Annotated in this window: 15 protein-coding genes, 3 tRNA genes and 1 riboswitch; of the genes, 1 reads left to right on the top strand and 17 read right to left on the bottom strand. The window is 59.7% G+C overall.

From position 1 onward, the window contains the following. Position 1: 1 nt before the first annotated feature. From RYB09_RS15955 to ltaE, 7 genes are all read right to left on the bottom strand, one after another. A tRNA-Arg gene (locus tag RYB09_RS15955) sits at positions 2-75 on the bottom strand. 87 nt (positions 76-162) lie between these two features. Beyond that, positions 163-239, bottom strand: a tRNA-Arg gene (locus tag RYB09_RS15950). Positions 240-348: 109 nt separating this feature from the next. Next, positions 349-439 (bottom strand) — tRNA-Ser (locus RYB09_RS15945). A gap of 62 nt (positions 440-501) precedes the next feature. Beyond that, complete coding sequence (gene csrA, locus RYB09_RS15940) at positions 502-690, bottom strand: carbon storage regulator CsrA (RefSeq protein WP_002554426.1); 189 nt, start codon at positions 688-690, stop codon at positions 502-504. A gap of 171 nt (positions 691-861) precedes the next feature. Continuing rightward, positions 862-2,094, bottom strand: a complete 1,233-nt coding sequence (locus RYB09_RS15935) for an aspartate kinase (RefSeq protein WP_003369901.1) — start codon at positions 2,092-2,094, stop codon at positions 862-864. A 93-nt stretch (positions 2,095-2,187) separates the two neighbouring features. Next, complete coding sequence (gene alaS, locus RYB09_RS15930) at positions 2,188-4,812, bottom strand: alanine--tRNA ligase (RefSeq protein ID WP_122258007.1); 2,625 nt, start codon at positions 4,810-4,812, stop codon at positions 2,188-2,190. A 144-nt stretch (positions 4,813-4,956) separates the two neighbouring features. Continuing rightward, positions 4,957-5,961 (bottom strand): low-specificity L-threonine aldolase, encoded by a 1,005-nt coding sequence (gene ltaE / locus RYB09_RS15925; protein ID WP_122258037.1) that lies wholly within the window; start codon positions 5,959-5,961, stop codon positions 4,957-4,959. Positions 5,962-6,173: 212 nt separating this feature from the next. Beyond that, positions 6,174-6,340: riboswitch (FMN riboswitch) on the top strand. Between the two features lie 126 nt (positions 6,341-6,466). Here ltaE and RYB09_RS15920 point away from each other — a divergent pair. Continuing rightward, positions 6,467-6,979 (top strand): 6,7-dimethyl-8-ribityllumazine synthase, encoded by a 513-nt coding sequence (locus RYB09_RS15920; RefSeq protein WP_005746300.1) that lies wholly within the window; start codon positions 6,467-6,469, stop codon positions 6,977-6,979. A gap of 153 nt (positions 6,980-7,132) precedes the next feature. Here RYB09_RS15920 and astE read toward each other — a convergent pair whose 3' ends face one another. From astE to RYB09_RS15870, 10 genes are all read right to left on the bottom strand, one after another. Further along, positions 7,133-8,140: a succinylglutamate desuccinylase gene (gene astE / locus RYB09_RS15915; protein ID WP_122258006.1), complete on the bottom strand. Its 1,008-nt coding sequence runs from the start codon at positions 8,138-8,140 to the stop codon at positions 7,133-7,135. A 12-nt stretch (positions 8,141-8,152) separates the two neighbouring features. Next, on the bottom strand, positions 8,153-8,440 hold the full coding sequence (locus RYB09_RS15910) for a hypothetical protein (protein ID WP_005731381.1): 288 nt from the start codon (positions 8,438-8,440) through the stop codon (positions 8,153-8,155). Positions 8,441-8,501: 61 nt separating this feature from the next. Continuing rightward, positions 8,502-9,848, bottom strand: a complete 1,347-nt coding sequence (gene astB / locus RYB09_RS15905; RefSeq protein WP_122258005.1) for an N-succinylarginine dihydrolase — start codon at positions 9,846-9,848, stop codon at positions 8,502-8,504. 48 nt (positions 9,849-9,896) lie between these two features. Further along, complete coding sequence (astD, locus tag RYB09_RS15900; RefSeq protein ID WP_193600916.1) at positions 9,897-11,366, bottom strand: succinylglutamate-semialdehyde dehydrogenase; 1,470 nt, start codon at positions 11,364-11,366, stop codon at positions 9,897-9,899. Then, positions 11,363-12,388 (bottom strand): arginine N-succinyltransferase, encoded by a 1,026-nt coding sequence (gene astA, locus RYB09_RS15895; RefSeq protein ID WP_004659722.1) that lies wholly within the window; start codon positions 12,386-12,388, stop codon positions 11,363-11,365. Before astA ends, astD begins: the two co-directional genes overlap by 4 nt. A 63-nt stretch (positions 12,389-12,451) precedes the next feature. Continuing rightward, positions 12,452-13,483, bottom strand: a complete 1,032-nt coding sequence (aruF, locus tag RYB09_RS15890) for an arginine/ornithine succinyltransferase subunit alpha (RefSeq protein ID WP_002554436.1) — start codon at positions 13,481-13,483, stop codon at positions 12,452-12,454. 133 nt (positions 13,484-13,616) lie between these two features. Further along, positions 13,617-14,834, bottom strand: coding sequence for an aspartate aminotransferase family protein (locus RYB09_RS15885; protein ID WP_122258003.1), 1,218 nt, complete (start codon positions 14,832-14,834; stop codon positions 13,617-13,619). Between the two features lie 236 nt (positions 14,835-15,070). Next, entirely contained in the window at positions 15,071-16,063 is a 993-nt protein-coding gene (argR, locus tag RYB09_RS15880; RefSeq protein WP_004665895.1) for a transcriptional regulator ArgR, read from the bottom strand. 135 nt (positions 16,064-16,198) lie between these two features. Continuing rightward, positions 16,199-16,963, bottom strand: coding sequence for an ABC transporter ATP-binding protein (locus RYB09_RS15875; protein WP_002554439.1), 765 nt, complete (start codon positions 16,961-16,963; stop codon positions 16,199-16,201). A 22-nt stretch (positions 16,964-16,985) separates the two neighbouring features. Further along, positions 16,986-18,098 carry a succinylglutamate desuccinylase/aspartoacylase family protein gene (locus tag RYB09_RS15870; RefSeq protein WP_122258002.1) on the bottom strand — a complete coding sequence of 371 codons (1,113 nt, stop codon included), beginning with the start codon at positions 18,096-18,098 and terminating at the stop codon, positions 16,986-16,988.

The raw sequence follows: 18,098 nt of genomic DNA, 5'->3' as shown, positions 1-18,098 counted from the left end.
GTGCACTCGACAGGATTCGAACCTGTGACCGCTCGGTTCGTAGCCGAGTACTCTATCCAGCTGAGCTACGAGTGCATTGGTGTTTTTAGACCAGATCACCTCTGGTTGGAGCCAGTTATCGGAAACCTTGTAATTACTTACAACACTTCAAACAACTTTAAATGGTGCACTCGACAGGATTCGAACCTGTGACCGCTCGGTTCGTAGCCGAGTACTCTATCCAGCTGAGCTACGAGTGCATGTGTTGGTGCCGCGCATTATAGGTCGTAAAATTGTTTAGTCAAGCACTTTTTCTAGTAAATTCAACAACTTACCGATCAAGCCCAATCTTACGCACTACATAAATAATGGCGGAGAACGGGGGATTCGAACCCCCGACACCCTTTTGAGGTGTACTCCCTTAGCAGGGGAGCGCCTTCGGCCACTCGGCCAGCTCTCCGCAACACGGGGCGTATAATAACCACCCTTTTCCCCGTTTGCAAACCAAAAATTCAATAAAAATTAATGGCTTGGTTCTTCGTCCTTCTCTTTCTTGATGCGAAGGTAAATCTCTTCACGGTGGACAGCGACTTCCTTGGGCGCATTGACACCAATACGCACCTGATTACCCTTCACTCCGAGCACGGTCACGGTAATCTCACCGTCACCAATGATCAGGCTTTCCGCGCACCGACGAGTCAGAATCAGCATACTTTTCTCCTTACGCCTTTATTCAGGGACAACAGTCTGCAAACCAGTAGGCATCGACCTGTAGCACAAGGCCACAACCCTTACCTGTGTATCGACTAACGCAAAGAAAACCACAGCCTTTCTGCGCAGCACCCGAAAGACGCGGTAAGACCGCGCCCTTCGACGACAGGATCACTCACCCTGCCGCGGAGCATCCAGCTCAAAAGCCGTGTGCAACGCGCGCACAGCCAACTCCAGATACTTCTCTTCGATGACCACGGAAACCTTGATTTCCGACGTGGAGATCATCTGTATATTGATACTCTCCTTGGCCAATGCTTCAAACATACGGCTGGCAACGCCTGCGTGCGAGCGCATGCCGACGCCGACAATGGACACCTTGGCGATCTTGGTATCGCCGGAAACCTCACGCGCGCTGATTTCACGCGCGGTAGCCTCAAGCACCTGCAAGGCCGCCTGATAGTCGTTGCGATGGATCGTGAAGGTGAAATCGGTGGTGTTATCGTGCGAAACATTCTGCACGATCATGTCGACTTCGATATTGGCCGCGCTGATCGGGCCGAGAATCTTGAACGCTACGCCGGGGGTGTCTGGCACACCACGGATGGTCAGCTTGGCTTCATCGCGGTTGAAGGCGATGCCGGAAATGATCGGCTGTTCCATGGATTCCTCTTCATCGATTGTAATGAGGGTGCCCGGCCCCTCTTTGAAGCTGTGCAGAACGCGCAGCGGGACGTTGTATTTGCCGGCGAACTCGACCGCTCGGATCTGCAGCACCTTGGACCCGAGGCTGGCCATTTCCAGCATCTCTTCGAAGGTGATCTTGTCGAGGCGCTGAGCCTGCGATACGACACGCGGGTCGGTGGTGTACACACCATCGACGTCAGTGTAGATCTGGCACTCGTCAGCTTTCAGCGCTGCGGCAAGCGCAACACCGGTCGTGTCCGAGCCACCACGGCCGAGGGTGGTGATGTTGCCGTGCTCATCGACGCCCTGGAAACCGGCGACCACCACTACACGACCGGCTTTCAGGTCGGAGCGGATCTTCTGGTCGTCGATCTGCAGGATGCGCGCCTTGTTGTGCGCGCTGTCGGTGAGGATACGGACCTGATTGCCGGTGTAGGACACCGCAGGCACACCACGCTTCATCAGCGCCATCGCCAGCAGCGCGATGGTGACCTGCTCGCCCGTGGAGACGATCACGTCCAGTTCACGGGGAACCGGCTGATCACTGATCTGCCTGGCCAGCTCGATCAAACGGTTGGTTTCGCCGCTCATGGCTGACAGCACGACCACCAGGTCGTCTCCAGCCTCACGGAATTTCTTGACCTTGTCGGCCACCTGCTCGATGCGCTCTACAGAGCCCACCGAGGTGCCGCCAAATTTCTGTACGATTAAAGCCATCTCAAAGCCGCCTCAGAACCCGTTAAGAGCACCTATTAACCCATTCAAATCCTTGCAAGGCCTGCCGGCAATCGACAGGCCTGCAGACTCGACTCAGATACCCTGCTCTACAAAAGGAACGGCCAGTGCCAGCGCTGAATCCAGCGCACCTGCATCGACACCACCGCCTTGAGCCATATCAGGACGCCCACCGCCTTTACCGCCGACAGCGGCAGCCGCCTGCTTCATCAAATCACCGGCTTTGAGTTGGCCAGTCAGGTCCTTGGTCACGCCTGCGACCAAGACAACCTTGTCCTCATGAACACTGCCGAGCAGGATCACTGCGCGGCCGAGCTTGTTCTTCAACTGGTCGACAAGCGCCAGCAGCGCCTTGCCGTCCTGGCCATCCAGGCGCGTAGCCAGGACCTTGACCCCTTTGACATCCAGCGCGGCAGACGACAGGTCGTCGCCGGCGGCACTGGCTGCCTTGGCTTGTAGTTGTTCCAGTTGTTTTTCCAGCAGACGGTTGCGCTCAAGCACAGCCGTCAGCTTGTCCAGCAGGTTGTCGCGATTGCCTTTGACCAGCGTCGCGACTTCCTTGAGTTGATCTTCGGCCGCATTCAGCCAGGCCAGCGCAGCAGCACCGGTAACCGCCTCGATACGCCGTACACCTGCTGCCACACCGCCTTCACTGACGATCTTGAACAGCGAGATGTCACCGGTGCGGCTGGCGTGAATGCCACCACACAGCTCGACGGAAAACTCGCCGCCCATGCTCAGTACGCGAACACTGTCGCCGTACTTTTCGCCGAACAGCGCCATGGCACCCTTCTTCTTCGCCGTGTCGATATCGGTTTCTTCGGTCATTACCTCGGTGTTCTTGCGAATCTCTGCGTTGACTATATCTTCCAGCGCGCGCAGTTGCTCGGGCTTGATCGCCTCGAAATGGCTGAAGTCAAAGCGCAGGCGCTGACTGTCGACCAGCGAGCCTTTCTGTTGAACATGCTCACCCAGCACCTGACGCAATGCGGCGTGCAGCAAGTGAGTGGCCGAATGGTTCAATTTGGTTGCATCGCGAACTTCATCGGCCACCTGTGTTTCAACCTGGGTGCCGACGCTCAGGCTGCCGGAGGCCACAACACCGTGGTGCAGGAACGCACCGCCAGTCTTGGTGGTGTCACTGACATCGAAACGCACATCACCGGCATGCAGGAAACCGCTGTCGCCGATCTGACCGCCCGATTCGGCATAGAACGGGGTGGTGTCGAGAATCACCACGCCCTCTTCGCCTTCATTCAGGTGAGTGACCGACTGACCTTCTTTATACAGCGCCACAACGCTGGCGCTGCCAGTCGTTGCAGAGTAACCGGTGAACTGCGTAGCGACGTCGACCTTGACCAGGCTGTTGTAGTCCATGCCAAACGAGCTGGCCGAACGGGCGCGCACGCGCTGGGCGTCCATTTCACGCTCGAAGCCGGCTTCGTCCAGAGTCAGGTTGCGCTCGCGGGCGATGTCACCTGTCAGGTCCATCGGGAAACCGTAGGTGTCGTACAGCTTGAACACGACTTCACCCGGCACCACGGTGCCTTTGAGGTCAGCCAGATCCTGTTCAAGAATTTTCAGACCCTGTTCAAGGGTCTTGGCGAATTGTTCTTCTTCACCTTTCAGCACGCGCTCGATATGCGACTGCTGTTGCACCAGCTCAGGGAACGCAGAGCCCATTTCGGCCACCAGCGCGGCAACGATCTGGTAGAAGAAACTGCCTTTAGCGCCCAGCTTGTTACCGTGACGGCAGGCGCGCCGAATGATGCGGCGCAGCACATAGCCACGACCTTCGTTGGAAGGCAGCACGCCGTCTGCGATCAGGAAGCCGCACGAGCGGATGTGGTCCGCCACGACTTTCAGCGAAGCCTGGTTGTCATTGCTGCAACCGATGGCCTTGGCCGACGCAGCCAGCAGGCTCTGGAACAGGTCGATTTCGTAGTTGGAATGTACGTGTTGCAGAACCGCACTGACACGCTCCAGGCCCATGCCGGTATCGACCGACGGCGCTGGCAGCGGGTGCAGTACGCCATCTGCAGTCCGGTTGAACTGCATGAATACGTTGTTCCAGATTTCGATGTAACGGTCACCGTCTTCTTCCGGCGAGCCTGGCGGGCCACCCCAGATTTCCGGGCCGTGATCGAAGAAAATCTCGCTGCAAGGACCGCATGGTCCGGTATCGCCCATGGTCCAGAAGTTATCGGAGGCGTAAGGCGCGCCTTTGTTGTCGCCGATACGAACCATGCGCTCGGCAGGCACGCCGATCTCTTTGGTCCAGATGTCGTAGGCTTCGTCGTCGGTCGCGTAGACCGTGACCCAAAGCTTTTCCTTGGGCAGGTTCAGCCATTTCTCGGAGGTCAGGAAGGTCCAGGCGTAGGTGATGGCATCACGCTTGAAATAGTCACCGAAGCTGAAGTTGCCCAGCATTTCGAAAAAAGTGTGGTGACGAGCGGTATAGCCGACGTTTTCCAGGTCATTGTGCTTGCCACCGGCACGCACGCATTTCTGACTGGTAACGGCGCGGGTGTAGGCGCGTTTTTCCTGGCCCAGGAAGCAATCCTTGAACTGGTTCATGCCTGCGTTGGTGAACAGCAGGGTTGGGTCATTGCCCGGAATCAAGGAGCTTGAAGCGACACGGGTGTGGCCTTGCTCTTCGAAGAAGCCAAGGAAGGCTTCACGGATTTCTGCGCTTTTCATAGGTTCTTCCACGGAGACTGCGGCCAGAGGCAAGTGCAAAACGTCAAATGACGTAGCGACGGCAAAGGGCCGCATTATATAGGCGTTGCGCCCTCGGTACAGTGTGTTTGTGCGATAGAAACAAGTAACTGGATTATCGTCATCTCATGAGTGTTCAAAGGCTGCAAATGCAGCGATGACCTGTTCAACCTGTGCGCGCGACACATTCAGATGGGTCACCATGCGCAGCCGCGCCGCGGCTGTGAGCACGATGCCACGCTCGGCGCAGAACGCCTTGAGTGATGCAGCGCGCTCACCGATCTGCACGTAGACCATGTTGGTCTGCACCGGCTCGACAGCGTAGCCGAGCCCGCTCAGGCCTTCGGCCAGAAACGCAGCATTGGCATGGTCATCCGCCAGCCGCTCGACCTGATGATCCAGCGCGTAGAGCCCTGCGGCAGCCAGCCCTCCGGCCTGACGCATGCCGCCACCGAGCATCTTGCGCAGGCGACGCGCTCTGGCGATCAATGGCTGCGATCCGCACATTACCGAGCCGATCGGTGCGCCCAGGCCCTTGGAAAGGCACACCGAAACAGAATCGAAGTGCCGGGTAATCTCGCGGACATCGACGCCCAGCCTGACCGATGCGTTGTACAGCCGTGCGCCGTCCAGATGAAGGGCGAGGCCTTTTTCCAGCGTCAGTGTGCGTGCGGCAGCCAGGTATTCCAACGGTAGCACCTTGCCCTGCATGGTGTTTTCCAGGGCCAGCAGGCGTGTGCGGGCAAAGTGAAAGTCATCGGGCTTGATGGCGTCGAGCACCTGCTTCAGGTCCAGCGAGCCATCGGCCTGCACGTCCAGTGGCTGCGGCTGGATGGAACCCAGCACCGCTGCACCGCCGCCTTCGTACTTATACGTGTGTGCCTGCTGGCCAACGATGTATTCATCGCCACGCTCACAGTGCGCCATCAGTGCCAGCAGATTACTCATGGTGCCTGACGGGACAAACAGCGCGGCATCAAACCCGAGGCGCTCGGCGAGCGTCGCTTCGAGCAGGTTGACGGTTGGGTCCTCACCGTAGACGTCATCGCCAACGGGCGCACTTGCCATGGCATCGAGCATGCCGGCCGTAGGCAGAGTCACTGTGTCGCTGCGCAGATCGATGACAGTCACGAAAAAGCTCCCTGAAGTTGAAGATCGATAATGCATGCAACCTTTGGCTTGCAACAAGGCATTACTGAGGCCGCGGTACATGATAATCAAGCACCGCCGCTCTCGATACTCCGTGCCCTTATAAGAAAAAGGTAGGTGCACCGTACGAAAGTGTCCATGCATGATCCAGCGAACTGTGATAAAAATCCCGCGCCGGCCACGTAAAGTGCCGGCAACGTTCTCAGGGCGGGGTGCAATTCCCCACCGGCGGTAATGGCGCGCAATGCGTCTAGCCCGCGAGCGCTTGGGGGTCGCAGCTTTGGCTGGCGATCGGCAAGGTCAGCAGACCCGGTGTGATTCCGGGGCCGACGGTCATAGTCCGGATGAAGAGAGAGCGGGATTGGTGTCTGCAAGAACGTCTGCAAAACCTCATCATGAACGACATCGTTCAGGAGGCTTTCCTACGCGACTTGAATCCCTTTCGATCCAAACGCCCTGTTTTTTCTATAAACAGGAGTCAGAACACGTGCAACCTACTGCAATCGACAGCAAAAGCAAAAGCCACCCGAACGAACGCGTCGCCTTTATCCAGGCCTGCTGGCACAAGGATATTGTCGATCAAAGCCGTAAAGGTTTTATCGCCGAGATGGCCAATCATGGCTATGCGGAAAGTGACATCGACATCTTTGAAGTGGGCGGTGCCTTCGAAATTCCGCTGCATGCAAAACTGCTGGCCAATACCGGCCGCTACGCTGGCATCGTCGGCGCTGCACTGGTAGTGGACGGCGGCATCTATCGCCATGAATTCGTTGCACAGTCAGTGGTCAGTGCGCTGATGCAGGTCCAGCTGGAAACCGAAGTACCGGTGTTTTCCGTGGTCCTTACACCGCACCACTTCCATGCGGGCGAAGAACACCAGAAGTTCTTCTTCGATCACTTCTCGCACAAAGGCGAAGAAGCGGCGAAGACCTGCGCTGACACCTTGAACAAGGTACGCAGCCTGCGTCGCCTGGACGCTCAGCAAAAAGCGGCCTGCTGAAACGCGTAGGTGTGACGCAGAGCGTCACGAACTGCATGCCAACGCGGAGCATTGGCACGATAGGTGTTCTCCCGGACACCTATCGTTCCTCACGCTCCAGCGTGGGAATGCCGTTCTGGACGCTCTGCGTCCGATCTTGAGGGTGCCAGGCGATCAGCCAAGGCTACCCGCATCAGTCGGCACAATCAGAATCCCCGCCCGCAGGCCGTTTTTGACTTTCGGGTTGGGGAAGATGATCCTCGCGCCCTCCTCCTCTACCACCCAGCGTGAACCGCCCGCGTCTTCGGCCAGCACGTAGCCCTTTTCCAGCGGTGAGAAGTTTTCTACAGCATCGGCAAGGTTGAACGTGAATGCATCGGTACGCTTGATGACTTCGCGTGCCACGCTGAACAGTTGCAACCCCTCAAGATTTTCATCCAGCTCGGGCTCGCGGCCTTCGATGATCTGCTCCAGACGCAAACGCAGCGGCGCAAGGTTGACCTGTTGGTTCTGGCCGAACGGCCGGGCCTTGCCCAGTTCCAGAGTGAAGGCCTCGGCACCCAGTTGATCGTAGGTATAGGCGCTGAACACAATGGACGGCTTGTTCTGCAACAACACCGCACTCATCCCCGCAGCACGCAGCCGGGCCAGTTCGAGACGCGAGTGCTGACGGCCTTCTTTCCACGGGTACAGCGCGAACTGCTCGATCTTCGAACCGCGAATGGCAGTGTGCAGGTCGTAATGCAGGCGGTAGCGATCCGGCAGGCTGAAAAAGCTGGCGGCCAGGTGCTCCAGCTCGCAGGCACGCAGGGCTTCTGCACCGCCGCTTTGCTCGTGACGACCGTTGAACAGCCGATTGACGTCCTGCTCGACAAACCGGGTACCACGCCGCATGGCGTCGGGATTGCCGAACAGAAACAGGATACGTGCGCGCGGTTTAAGGTCGCCGCGCGCGATGCTGCGGATCAGTTCATCCAGCAGCTCGACGGGTGCAGTCTCGTTGCCATGAATACCGGCGGAGAGCAGCAGGTCCGTGCCATTGTCACGAACCTCCGGCGGGCGAACCTCCAGAGCCCCCTCGCCCATCCATCGCATTCGCACGCCTTCGACGGTCAGTTGAGTCTTTTCCGCTGGCTCACGTCCAGCCAGGGTCAGTTCAAGCAGTTTGCCGAGGGCGAGCATAGGGCAACTTCCTTAGTGGTTGCAGTCAGGGCCGTGAACGTGACCGTCTTCGTCGGCACCTGCGTCGGCCGGTTCCATTTCCAGTTGCAGGCTGACCAGGTTGGTTGCCAACGGGCGCAGCAGCAGGTTGGCGTACTCGGCATCGTCTTCTTCGACGTCAACGCCGATCAGCAATTGGCCACGGCCATCCTGCTGAATCCACAGTTCCTTGCCCTGCCAGATAATGGCAACGCGGGTGCAAGAGGTTTCCAGCTGGGTGCCATCGGTGTCTTCAAGGATCAGTTGCAGGGCGTCGCTCATAGTCGGAATGCTCTAGATAAAGAAATCATGCGCCAGACATTTGCCCGGCGCGCAGGGTGTTTCAATTCAGTTGAAACGGATAGACGGCACCCAGTTTAAGGATTTGCGTCAGTTCATCCAATGCCGTACGGCATTCGGTCAGCAATCGGGGATCGGCCAGATCGTTTTCACTCATGCGATCACGGTAGTGCCTGTCGACCCATTGCGTCAGCGTGTCATACAGGGGCGCGGTCATGATCACGCCTGGGTTCACCGCTGCCAGCTCGGTTTCCTTGAGCGCCACACGCAGTCGCAGGCAGGCAGGGCCGCCGCCGTTCTGCATGCTTTGCTTGAGGTCGAACACTTTGACCTGGGCAACCGGGCCGTCATCGGCAATCAATCGCTGCAGATAAGCCCAGACGCTCGCATTGGCCTGACACTCCTGCGGCACGATCAGCAGCATCGAGCCGTCCGGGCGTGACAACAACTGGCTATTGAACAGGTAAGAGCGCACCGCATCCTGCACCGAGACTTCGGCACGCGGCACACAAATCGCCCGCAACTGCCCACCGACACGGCCGAGTTTGGCGCGCAGCTCATTGAGCATCGGCTCGGTGTTGAGGAATGCATCCTCGTGATAGAACAGCACCTCACCGTTACCGACCGCGATCACATCGTTATGAAACACACCCTGATCAATGACCGCCGGGTTCTGCTGAGCATAAACCACGCCGCCCTCGCTCAAGCCATGCAAACGCGCAACAGCTCGTGACGCTTCCAGGGTCTGGCGGGCCGGATACTTTTGCGGTGCCGGGTAGCGGGTATCGAACGCACTGCGGCCAAAAACGAAAAACTCCACACCGGGCTGGCCGTAGTCCTGACAGAAACGGGTGTGGTTGGCCGCGCCTTCGTCACCGAACTGCGCGACTGGCGGCAACGCAGGGTGATGGGCAAAATGCTTTGCATCGGCAAACATCGCCCCCAGCACGCGGCTGGTGGTCGGGTGCTCGATGCTGCGATGGTATTTGCAGTTGAGGTTGGCCGCCGTGAAATGCACGCGCCCATCTACCGTGTCGGCACTGGGGCTGACCGTCGCCGCGTTGGCCACCCACATGCTCGACGCCGAGCAACTGGCAACCAGCAATGGCATGTCCTGACGGGCGGCTTTTTCAATCACCTGTTCATCGCTGCCGGTGAAACCCAGCTGCCGCAAACCGGCCACATCAGGGCGTTCCTGCGGTGCCAGCACGCCCTGGGTAAAACCCAGGTCCATCAGCGCCTTCATTTTCGCCAGGCCTTGCAGCGCCGCTTCACGCGGGTTTGCGCATTGCTGGCTGTTACTCTGGGAGGCGACATTACCGTAGGACAACCCGCCGTAGTTGTGGGTTGGCCCGACCAGACCGTCAAAATTCACTTCACAGGACTTCATCGGCAAGGCTCCGTGGATCTGTTTTTATAAGCAATCGTGCGCACCCTGTCAGCTCAGCCTGATGCCGGGGGTCAGTGTCGACGGCAGGGTCAGGCTGCCCGTCTCCAGCGAAGCCACCGGATAGGCGCAATAGTCGGCTGCGTAATAGGCGCTGGCGCGGTGGTTTCCCGAGGCTCCGACTCCGCCGAACGGTGCGCTGCTGGCGGCGCCGGTCAGCTGTTTGTTCCAGTTGACGATCCCGGCGCGGCTGTGCAGCCAGAACTGCTGATAGCGTGCTTCGGAGTCCGAGAGCAAACCTGCCGCCAGGCCATAGCGAGTGGCGTTGGCTTCGGCGATGGCGGCGTCGAAACCGGCGTAGCGGATGACCTGCAACAGCGGGCCGAACAGCTCTTCGTCAGGCCGCTCGGCGACCGCGCTGACATCCACAATGCCCGGCGTCAGCAGCGCCGCGCCGGGCTGCGGCTGACGCATTTCCAGCAAGGTCACTGCGCCGTTGGCGAGCAGGTTGCGCTGCGCGTCGAGCAAGGAGCGCGCGGCCTCCAGCGAAATGACCGAGCCCATGAACGGAGACGGCTGCTGATCGAACGCCCCCACCTCGATAGTCGCGCTGACGGCAACCAATCGCGCCAGCAAGGCATCGCCCCAGTCGCCCTCGGGCACCAACAGGCGACGCGCGCAGGTGCAGCGCTGGCCTGCGGAAATGAATGCCGACTGAATGATGGTGTAAACCGCTGCGTCGATGTCCTGAACCTGATCAACGATCAGTGGATTGTTACCGCCCATTTCCAGCGCGAGAATCTTCTCGGGGCGCCCGGCGAACTGCTGGTGCAGCGCGTCACCGGTGCGGCTTGACCCGGTAAAGAACAGCCCGTCGATGCCTGGGTTGGCAGCCAGTGCAATACCGGTTTCGCGACCGCCTTGCAGCAGGTTGAGAACACCGGCAGGCAACCCGGCTTCGATCCAGCACTTGACGGTCAGTTCGGCGACTTTCGGCGTCAGTTCGCTGGGCTTGAACACTACCGTATTGCCCGCCAGCAAGGCCGGAACGATGTGCCCGTTAGGCAGATGACCAGGAAAGTTGTACGGCCCGAACACCGCGACCACGCCATGTGGCTTATGGCGCAATACTGCTGTGGCATCGCCCAGCGGCCCGCTCTTTTCGCCGGTTCGTTCGCGATAGCTCTGCACCGAGATGGCAATCTTGTTGACCATGCTGGTTACTTCGGTCGCCGACTCCCACAAAGGCTTGCCGGTTTCTTCACCGATGCAGTGCGCCAGCGCGTCGGCGTGATGCTTGAGACGTGCAGAGAAGGCTTCCAGCACCGCGATACGCTGATCCAGAGACAGCAGCGCCCAGCCGGGAAATGCCTGACGCGCAGCCTGCACAGCGTAATCGACTTGTTCTGCCGTAGCGCTTTGCCCGGACCATAGCGTCTGCTGGCTCACCGGGCTCAACGAATGGAATAGCTCGCCCTGCCCGGCCTGCCATGCACCTGCAATATAAAGGGTACTCATCAAACGCCCTCCCGCGCCGCAGACAAAGGCACGGCGCGCACGTTGTCGCCTGCACTCATGCGCAGCCGCTTGGCGGTTTGTGGCGCAACCACCAGCGTACCGGCGGCGAAACGCGCAGCGCCTACCGTAATGCGGCAGTCTTCACGCTTGCGGTTGTAAATCAGGAACTGCGGCGCATCGTCACCTGGCGTGCCGATGGCCAGTACCAGCGCCTGACTGTCCTTGATTGCGCGAATCTTGCCGGTTTCGCACTCGATGGCAGGCCCAGCATCGAAGATGTCGACGTAACCCTGATACGAGAACCCTTCGCCCTTGAGCATGGTCAGCGCAGGCTCGGTGTCGGCATGCACGCGGCCGATCACATTGCGTGCGTCTTCGGAAAGAAAGCAGCTATAAAGCGGAAATTTGGGCATCAGCTCGGCAATGAACGCCTTGTTGCCAACGCCGGTCAGGTAATCGGCCTGACTGAATTCCATCTTGAAGAAATGCCGACCCAGACTTTCCCAGAACGGCGACCGGCCATTCTCGTCGGACATGCCACGCATCTCGGCAATGATCTTGTTACCGAACAGCTTTGGAAATTCGGCGATAAACAGCATGCGCGCCTTGGACAGCAGGCGGCCATTGAGACCATTGCGTGAATCGCTGTGCAGGAACAGCGAGCACAGCTCGGAATTGCCGGTCAGGTCGTTGGCCAGGAACAGGGTCGGGATTTCCCGGTAGATGTTCAGTTCCTGCGACGCACTGACCGTGAGGCCGACCCGATAGTTGTACCAGGGCTCGCGCAGGCCGACCGCCCCAGCGATGGCAGAGATACCGACCACCCGGCCATCGTCATCTTCAAGCACGAACAGATAGTCGGCATCGCCGCGCTCGGCTTCTCCGCGAAAGGTCTTTTCAGCCCAGCCTACCCGGTGCGCGAGACGCTGCTCATTGGCGGGCAGTGTCGTCAGACCGGCACCGGTGCTGCGCGCCAGCTCGATCAGCGCAGGCAGGTCACTGCTGCGTACAGGACGAACGATCATGTTATCTCCTCAGCGGCTCATCGAGAGCCTTGAAACTCGCTAATCGGCTATCGAACGTCTGGCTCAGACCGCGACGATCCGCACACTGGCACCTTCACCAACGCCCAGTGCTTCGGCGGCCTGGAGGCTCAGCACCACCGGTCTGCCAGGTGCCCAGTCCAGTTCCAGGAGCACCGCGCGGTAATCCTGCAACAGGCCGTTGGCAACCAGATAAAGACGCCCGCCTGTGCCGACATCGCTGCTTTGCGCAGTTTCGACCTTGACCGGCACCAGACGGCTCTGCGCGATGGACCGGATTCCGGATACCTTGGCATGCAGGGTCGGGCCACCGTCGAAGATGTCGATGTAATGGTCGGTTTCAAAGCCTTCGCGCATCAGGATGTCGAAGGTGATCTGCGCACGCGGATGCACCTGGCCCATGGCCTCCTGCGCAGCGTCAGGCAGCAATGGCACGTAGATCGGGTAATGCGGCATCAGCTCGGCGAGGAAGGTCCGGCTTTTCAGCCCGCACAGGCGCTCGGCAGCGGCGTAGTTAAGATCGAAGAAGTTGCGCCCGATGGCATCCCAGAACGGCGAATCTCCCTGTTCGTCGCTGTAACCGACGATCTCGGTGACCACCGAATCGGCAAAGCGCTCGGGGTGACTGGCGACAAACAGCAGACGGCCGCGCGAATTGAGCTCCGACCATGCCGTGCCGACCAGCTCCGGGACCACGTAGAAACTGGTCAGCAGGCTGTTACCGGTCAGGTCGTGACACTGGGACAGAACATGAATTTTGTTATGGATCTTCAGTTCGCGGGAAGCATGCACGAAGGTTTCGTTGCGAAAACTGTAAAACGGCTCGGAGTAGCCCGCCGAAGCAACAATGCCCGAGCAGCCCACCAGCTTGCCGCTTTCGCTGTCTTCGAGCACGAAGAAGTAGGTTTCTTCGCCGTTGAAGCTGACCTCGGCGGCGAACGATGCCTCCGACGAGCCGATCTTGTCGGTCAGGCGGCCAGCATCGTCGGGCAAGGACGTGACACCGATAGGGCTGTCGGCAGCGAGGCGTTGAACCTCGGCCAGATCAGCCATTTGCGCAGGGCGCATCACCAGCATGGTGCCACTCCTTGTAGATCGACCGGCATTTGCGACCGGCACTGGTAAAAGCACCACACGGCATCATGCCGCACAGCACAGGAAAATGTCCGGTGTTTGCCGGTCAGGCAGACACCGGTATAAAGCGGATGAATCAGGACGTCAGCTTGGCGATGGCACGTTCGAAGCGGTTCAGGCCTTCTTCGATGTCTGCGTCTTCAATCACCAGGCTCGGCGCGAAACGGATCACGTCGGGACCGGCCTGCAGAATCATCAGATCCTGGGCTTCAGCGGCGTTGAAAATGTCCTTGGCCTTGCCTTTCCAGGCGTTGGACAGCACGCAGCCGATCAACAGGCCCAGGCCGCGCACTTCGGTGAACACGCCGTACTGCTGGCCGATGCTCTCCAGGCGGGTCTTGAATTGCTGATGCTTGCGCTGCACGCCAGCCAGCACTTCAGGCGTATTGACGACATCGATCACCGCTTCACCGACCGCGCAGGCCAGCGGGTTGCCGCCGTACGTTGTGCCGTGAACGCCGACCGCAAAATGTTTGGCAAGTTTTTCAGTGGTCAGCATGGCCGCCAGCGGGAAGCCGCCACCGATACTTTTAGCGCTGGAAAGGATGTCCGGGGTCACGCCGTAATGCATGTAGGCGAACAGATGACCGCTACGGCCCATGCCGCTCTGCACTTCGTCGAACACCAGCAACGCGTTGTGCTCGTCACACAGTTTGCGCGCGCCTTGCAGGTATTCCAGCTGGCCCGGCAACACGCCGCCTTCGCCCTGAATCGGCTCCAGCACCACGGCGCAGGTCTTGTCGGTAACAGCCGCTTTCAACGCTTCAAGGTCGTTGTACGGCACATGGCTGATGCCGGTGATTTTCGGCCCGAAACCATCGGAGTACTTCGGCTGACCACCGACGCTGACGGTAAACAGGGTGCGCCCGTGGAAACTGTTTACGGCCGCAATGATTTCGTATTTTTCAGGGCCGTGCAGGTCGTGCGCCACTCGGCGCGCCAGCTTGAAGGCCGCCTCGTTGGCTTCAGCGCCCGAGTTACAGAAGAACACGCGCTCGGCGAAGGTCGAATCCACCAGCTTTTTGGCCAGACGCAGGGTTGGCTCGTTGGTGAAGACGTTGGACACATGCCAGAGATTATTGGCCTGCTCGGTCAAGGCACCGACCAGCGCCGGATGGCAGTGGCCCAATACGTTGACGGCGATCCCGCCCGAGAAATCCACCAGTTCGCGTCCCGCCTGATCCCAGACCCGGGAGCCCGCACCGCGCACGGGAATGAACCCGGCCGGGGCGTAATTGGGGACCATTACCTGGTCGAAATCGGCGCGTTGCACCGCAGCATGCTCAACGGACATCGGAGTCTCCTGATGAGGAACGCCTGCCTGAAACTGGCGAGCGATGGGAAGATTGTAAGGACTGAATTGTGTTCGGCCTTGCCGCCAGGCGACAACTTGTTACAGCGCAAAACCGGGTTTTTTCAAGGTTTTCGGCAATGCGACATATTGCGTCACAAAGGCGCAGTTTAAACGGATTGAGGCCGGCCTGTCTGGACCAGAGCTGTCGCGGCAGCACTTCTATCGCGACAAGACAATCAACCGCGCTCGGCAGGCACCGGCGAAAGTTCGAACGGGCTGCTGCTGCGTCGCTGGTTGCGGTCTTCACGCGGCGTGGCGCCGAAGAAGTTGCGGTAGGCGCTGGAGAAGTGCGGCCCCGAGGAAAAACCGCACGAAAGGCCGATCTGGATGATCGATTTGCTGGTCTGCATCAACATCTGACGCGCCTTGTTCAGGCGCAGCTCCAGGTAATACTGACTGGGTACACGGTTGAGGTACTGCTTGAAGATTCGCTCCAGCTGACGGCGCGACACACACACGTGCTGGGCGATTTCGTCAGTGGTCAACGGCTCTTCGATGTTGGCTTCCATCAACAGTACAGCCTGGGTCAGCTTTGGATGGCTGGAGCCCAGACGGTTCTGCAACGGAATGCGCTGACGCTCGCCGCCTTCGCGAATGCGTTCGACCACCAGCTCTTCGGAAACCGCCCCGGCCAGTTCCGCACCGTGATCGCGAGACAGCACCGCCAGCAGCAGGTCGAGCACCGACATGCCACCGCAGGCGGTCAGACGATCCCGGTCCCAGTCGAACAAATGGCTGGTGGCGATGACTTTGGGGAAGCGTTCGGCGAAGTCGTCCTGCCAGCGCCAGTGCACGGCAGCGCGATAGCCGTCCAGCAGGCCCAGTTGCGCGAGCGGATAAACGCCCGCCGACAGCCCGCCAATCGAACAGCCGGCACGCACCAGTTGCTTGAGCGCGCTGCCCAGCGCCGGGGCCACGGCTGCCGGAGGCTCATCGGCGAGCAGAAACAGCTTCTGAAAACCGTCCAGTCGCCCGGTCCAGGGCTCGCCCGGCAATTGCCAGGCGCCGGCAACCGCTGTCGGCTCCCCTGCCTCGGCCTGTAGAAACGACAATTCGTAGACCACTTCAGGATGAACGCGCTGAGCGACACGCAAGGCTTCCTCGGCAAGTGCCAGAGTCAGGGCTTTGGTGCCAGGCCAGACGAGAAAACCTATTCGATGGGCAGTCATTGGGACATCCGATACGTATTGCCGCAAAAGCCGAGCCTCAGAAGATGGCTCGATCTGGAACATCCAGGTCATGTCGCGCGTCGCGCAGCATGCCCTGTTCTGCCGTAAAAAGGCATCGCCATGCGATGCCGATCGTCACTTGAGGCTGCCTGACAGGAACTGCTGCAGACGCTCGGTCTGCGGGTTGGCCAGTACCTCGCGCGGGTCGCCACGCTCCAGAACCACACCCTGGTGCAGGAAAACCAGCTGGTTGGAGACTTCCCGGGCAAAGCCCATTTCGTGAGTCACCACCACCATGGTCCGGCCTTCCTGAGCCAGACCCTGCATGACCTTGAGCACATCACCGACCAGTTCCGGGTCGAGCGCCGACGTGGGCTCGTCGAACAGCATCACCTCAGGCTCCATCGCCAGCGCGCGGGCAATGGCCACACGCTGCTGCTCGCCACCGGACATGTGCCCTGGATAAGCGTCTTTACGATGGGACACGCCGACCTTGGCCAGATAGTGCTCGGCTTTTTCCAGCGCTTCCTTTTTCGACACGCCCAGAACGTGAACCGGCGCTTCGATGATGTTCTGCAGTGCCGTCATGTGCGACCACAGATTGAAGTGCTGAAACACCATCGACAGGCGTGAGCGCATGCGCTGCAACTGTCTGGCGTCAGCAGCTTTCAGACCGCCGTCCTTGTTCGGCACCAGCTTCAACTCTTCGTTGTTGAGCAGGATCTTGCCGGCATGGGGCTGTTCGAGCAGGTTGATGCAGCGCAGAAAGGTGCTTTTGCCCGAGCCGCTGGAGCCGATGATGCTGATGACATCGCCAGCTTTGGCGGTCAGGGACACGCCCTTGATCACTTCGTGACTGCCATAGCGCTTGTGCAGGTCCTGCACTTCCAGTTTGTTCATGCTTTGGGTTCCCACAGAACGGTCAATCACTGAGCAGACGTCCATGACGCAGCGCGGTGCGCCCCGCCACTTTGGCCAGCCAGAAACCTGGTTGAGCGTAACGAAGCCGCTCGATGGCAAACAACACCCCGGCAGTATTCGCACAAATGGTACTGACCTGATCGGACAGCGGGTCGATGACTTCGAACAGCGCATCGCCGACTTCGACTTTATCGCCTGCGGCACGCAGGAATGTCACCACGCCAGGATGCGGCGCATAGAGCAATTCGGTGCCTTCGAATGGCATACCTTCGCAGGCTTGATGTGCCGGCTGCGGCCAGTCACCGCTGATGAAACCCTGCTCGGCCAGAAACGCCAGAATGCCTTCGGCGTGCGCTTGCGCCTGAGGCCTGCCGGTGTCGGCCTGACCACCCAGCTCGATAGTGGTCGCCAGACACGCCAGCGGGATCTGCGCCTGCGGGAAGGTCCGTGACAGACGCAACCACGGCAGCGAACAGGCTTCATCGAAGGAACTGCCACCGGAATCCTCGGCCAGCAGTGCCACCTGAATATTCAGGTGCGCCGACAGCGAGCGCCATTGCGGCCAGTGCTGCGGCAAGGCATACATATGCAGCGCGGCATCGGCATCGCAATGCAGGTCAAGCACCACATCAGCGATGCAGGCATGCTTGAGCAGGATGCGCTGCATGCCCTGCAACTCCGATTGCGCGGCAGGCAAGCCGTCAAGTGCAGTCATCATCGCCTGACGAATCAATTGGGTATTGGCGCGCGGGTCATCGCCCAACTGGCCTTCCAGCAACTCGGCGACCGGCTCGCTCAGCTCGGTGAAGTCACGGTTGAAATTCTTGCCGCTGCCGAACTCGAAACGCCCTTGGTGTGCGCCTTGCAGCAACTGCCCCAGCCCCAGCGGATTGGCCACCGGCACCAGCTCGACGACGCCCTTGAGGGCGCCTTGCTGTTCCAGCTCGGTCAGGCGTTTCTTCAACTCCCAGGCGGTGCGCATGCCGGGCAGTTCGTCTGCGTGCAGACTGGCCTGAATATACGCTTTGCGCTCGCCGGTGCCGAAACGAAAGACACTCAGCGTGCGTTCGGTGCCGAGGGTGCTCCACGGCAATACATGATCGATTCTTTGCAT

This window comes from Pseudomonas syringae group sp. J254-4 (assembly GCF_032586855.1).
Taxonomy (GTDB): domain Bacteria; phylum Pseudomonadota; class Gammaproteobacteria; order Pseudomonadales; family Pseudomonadaceae; genus Aquipseudomonas; species Aquipseudomonas amygdali.
This window is presented reverse-complemented; position numbering and strand designations above follow the sequence as displayed.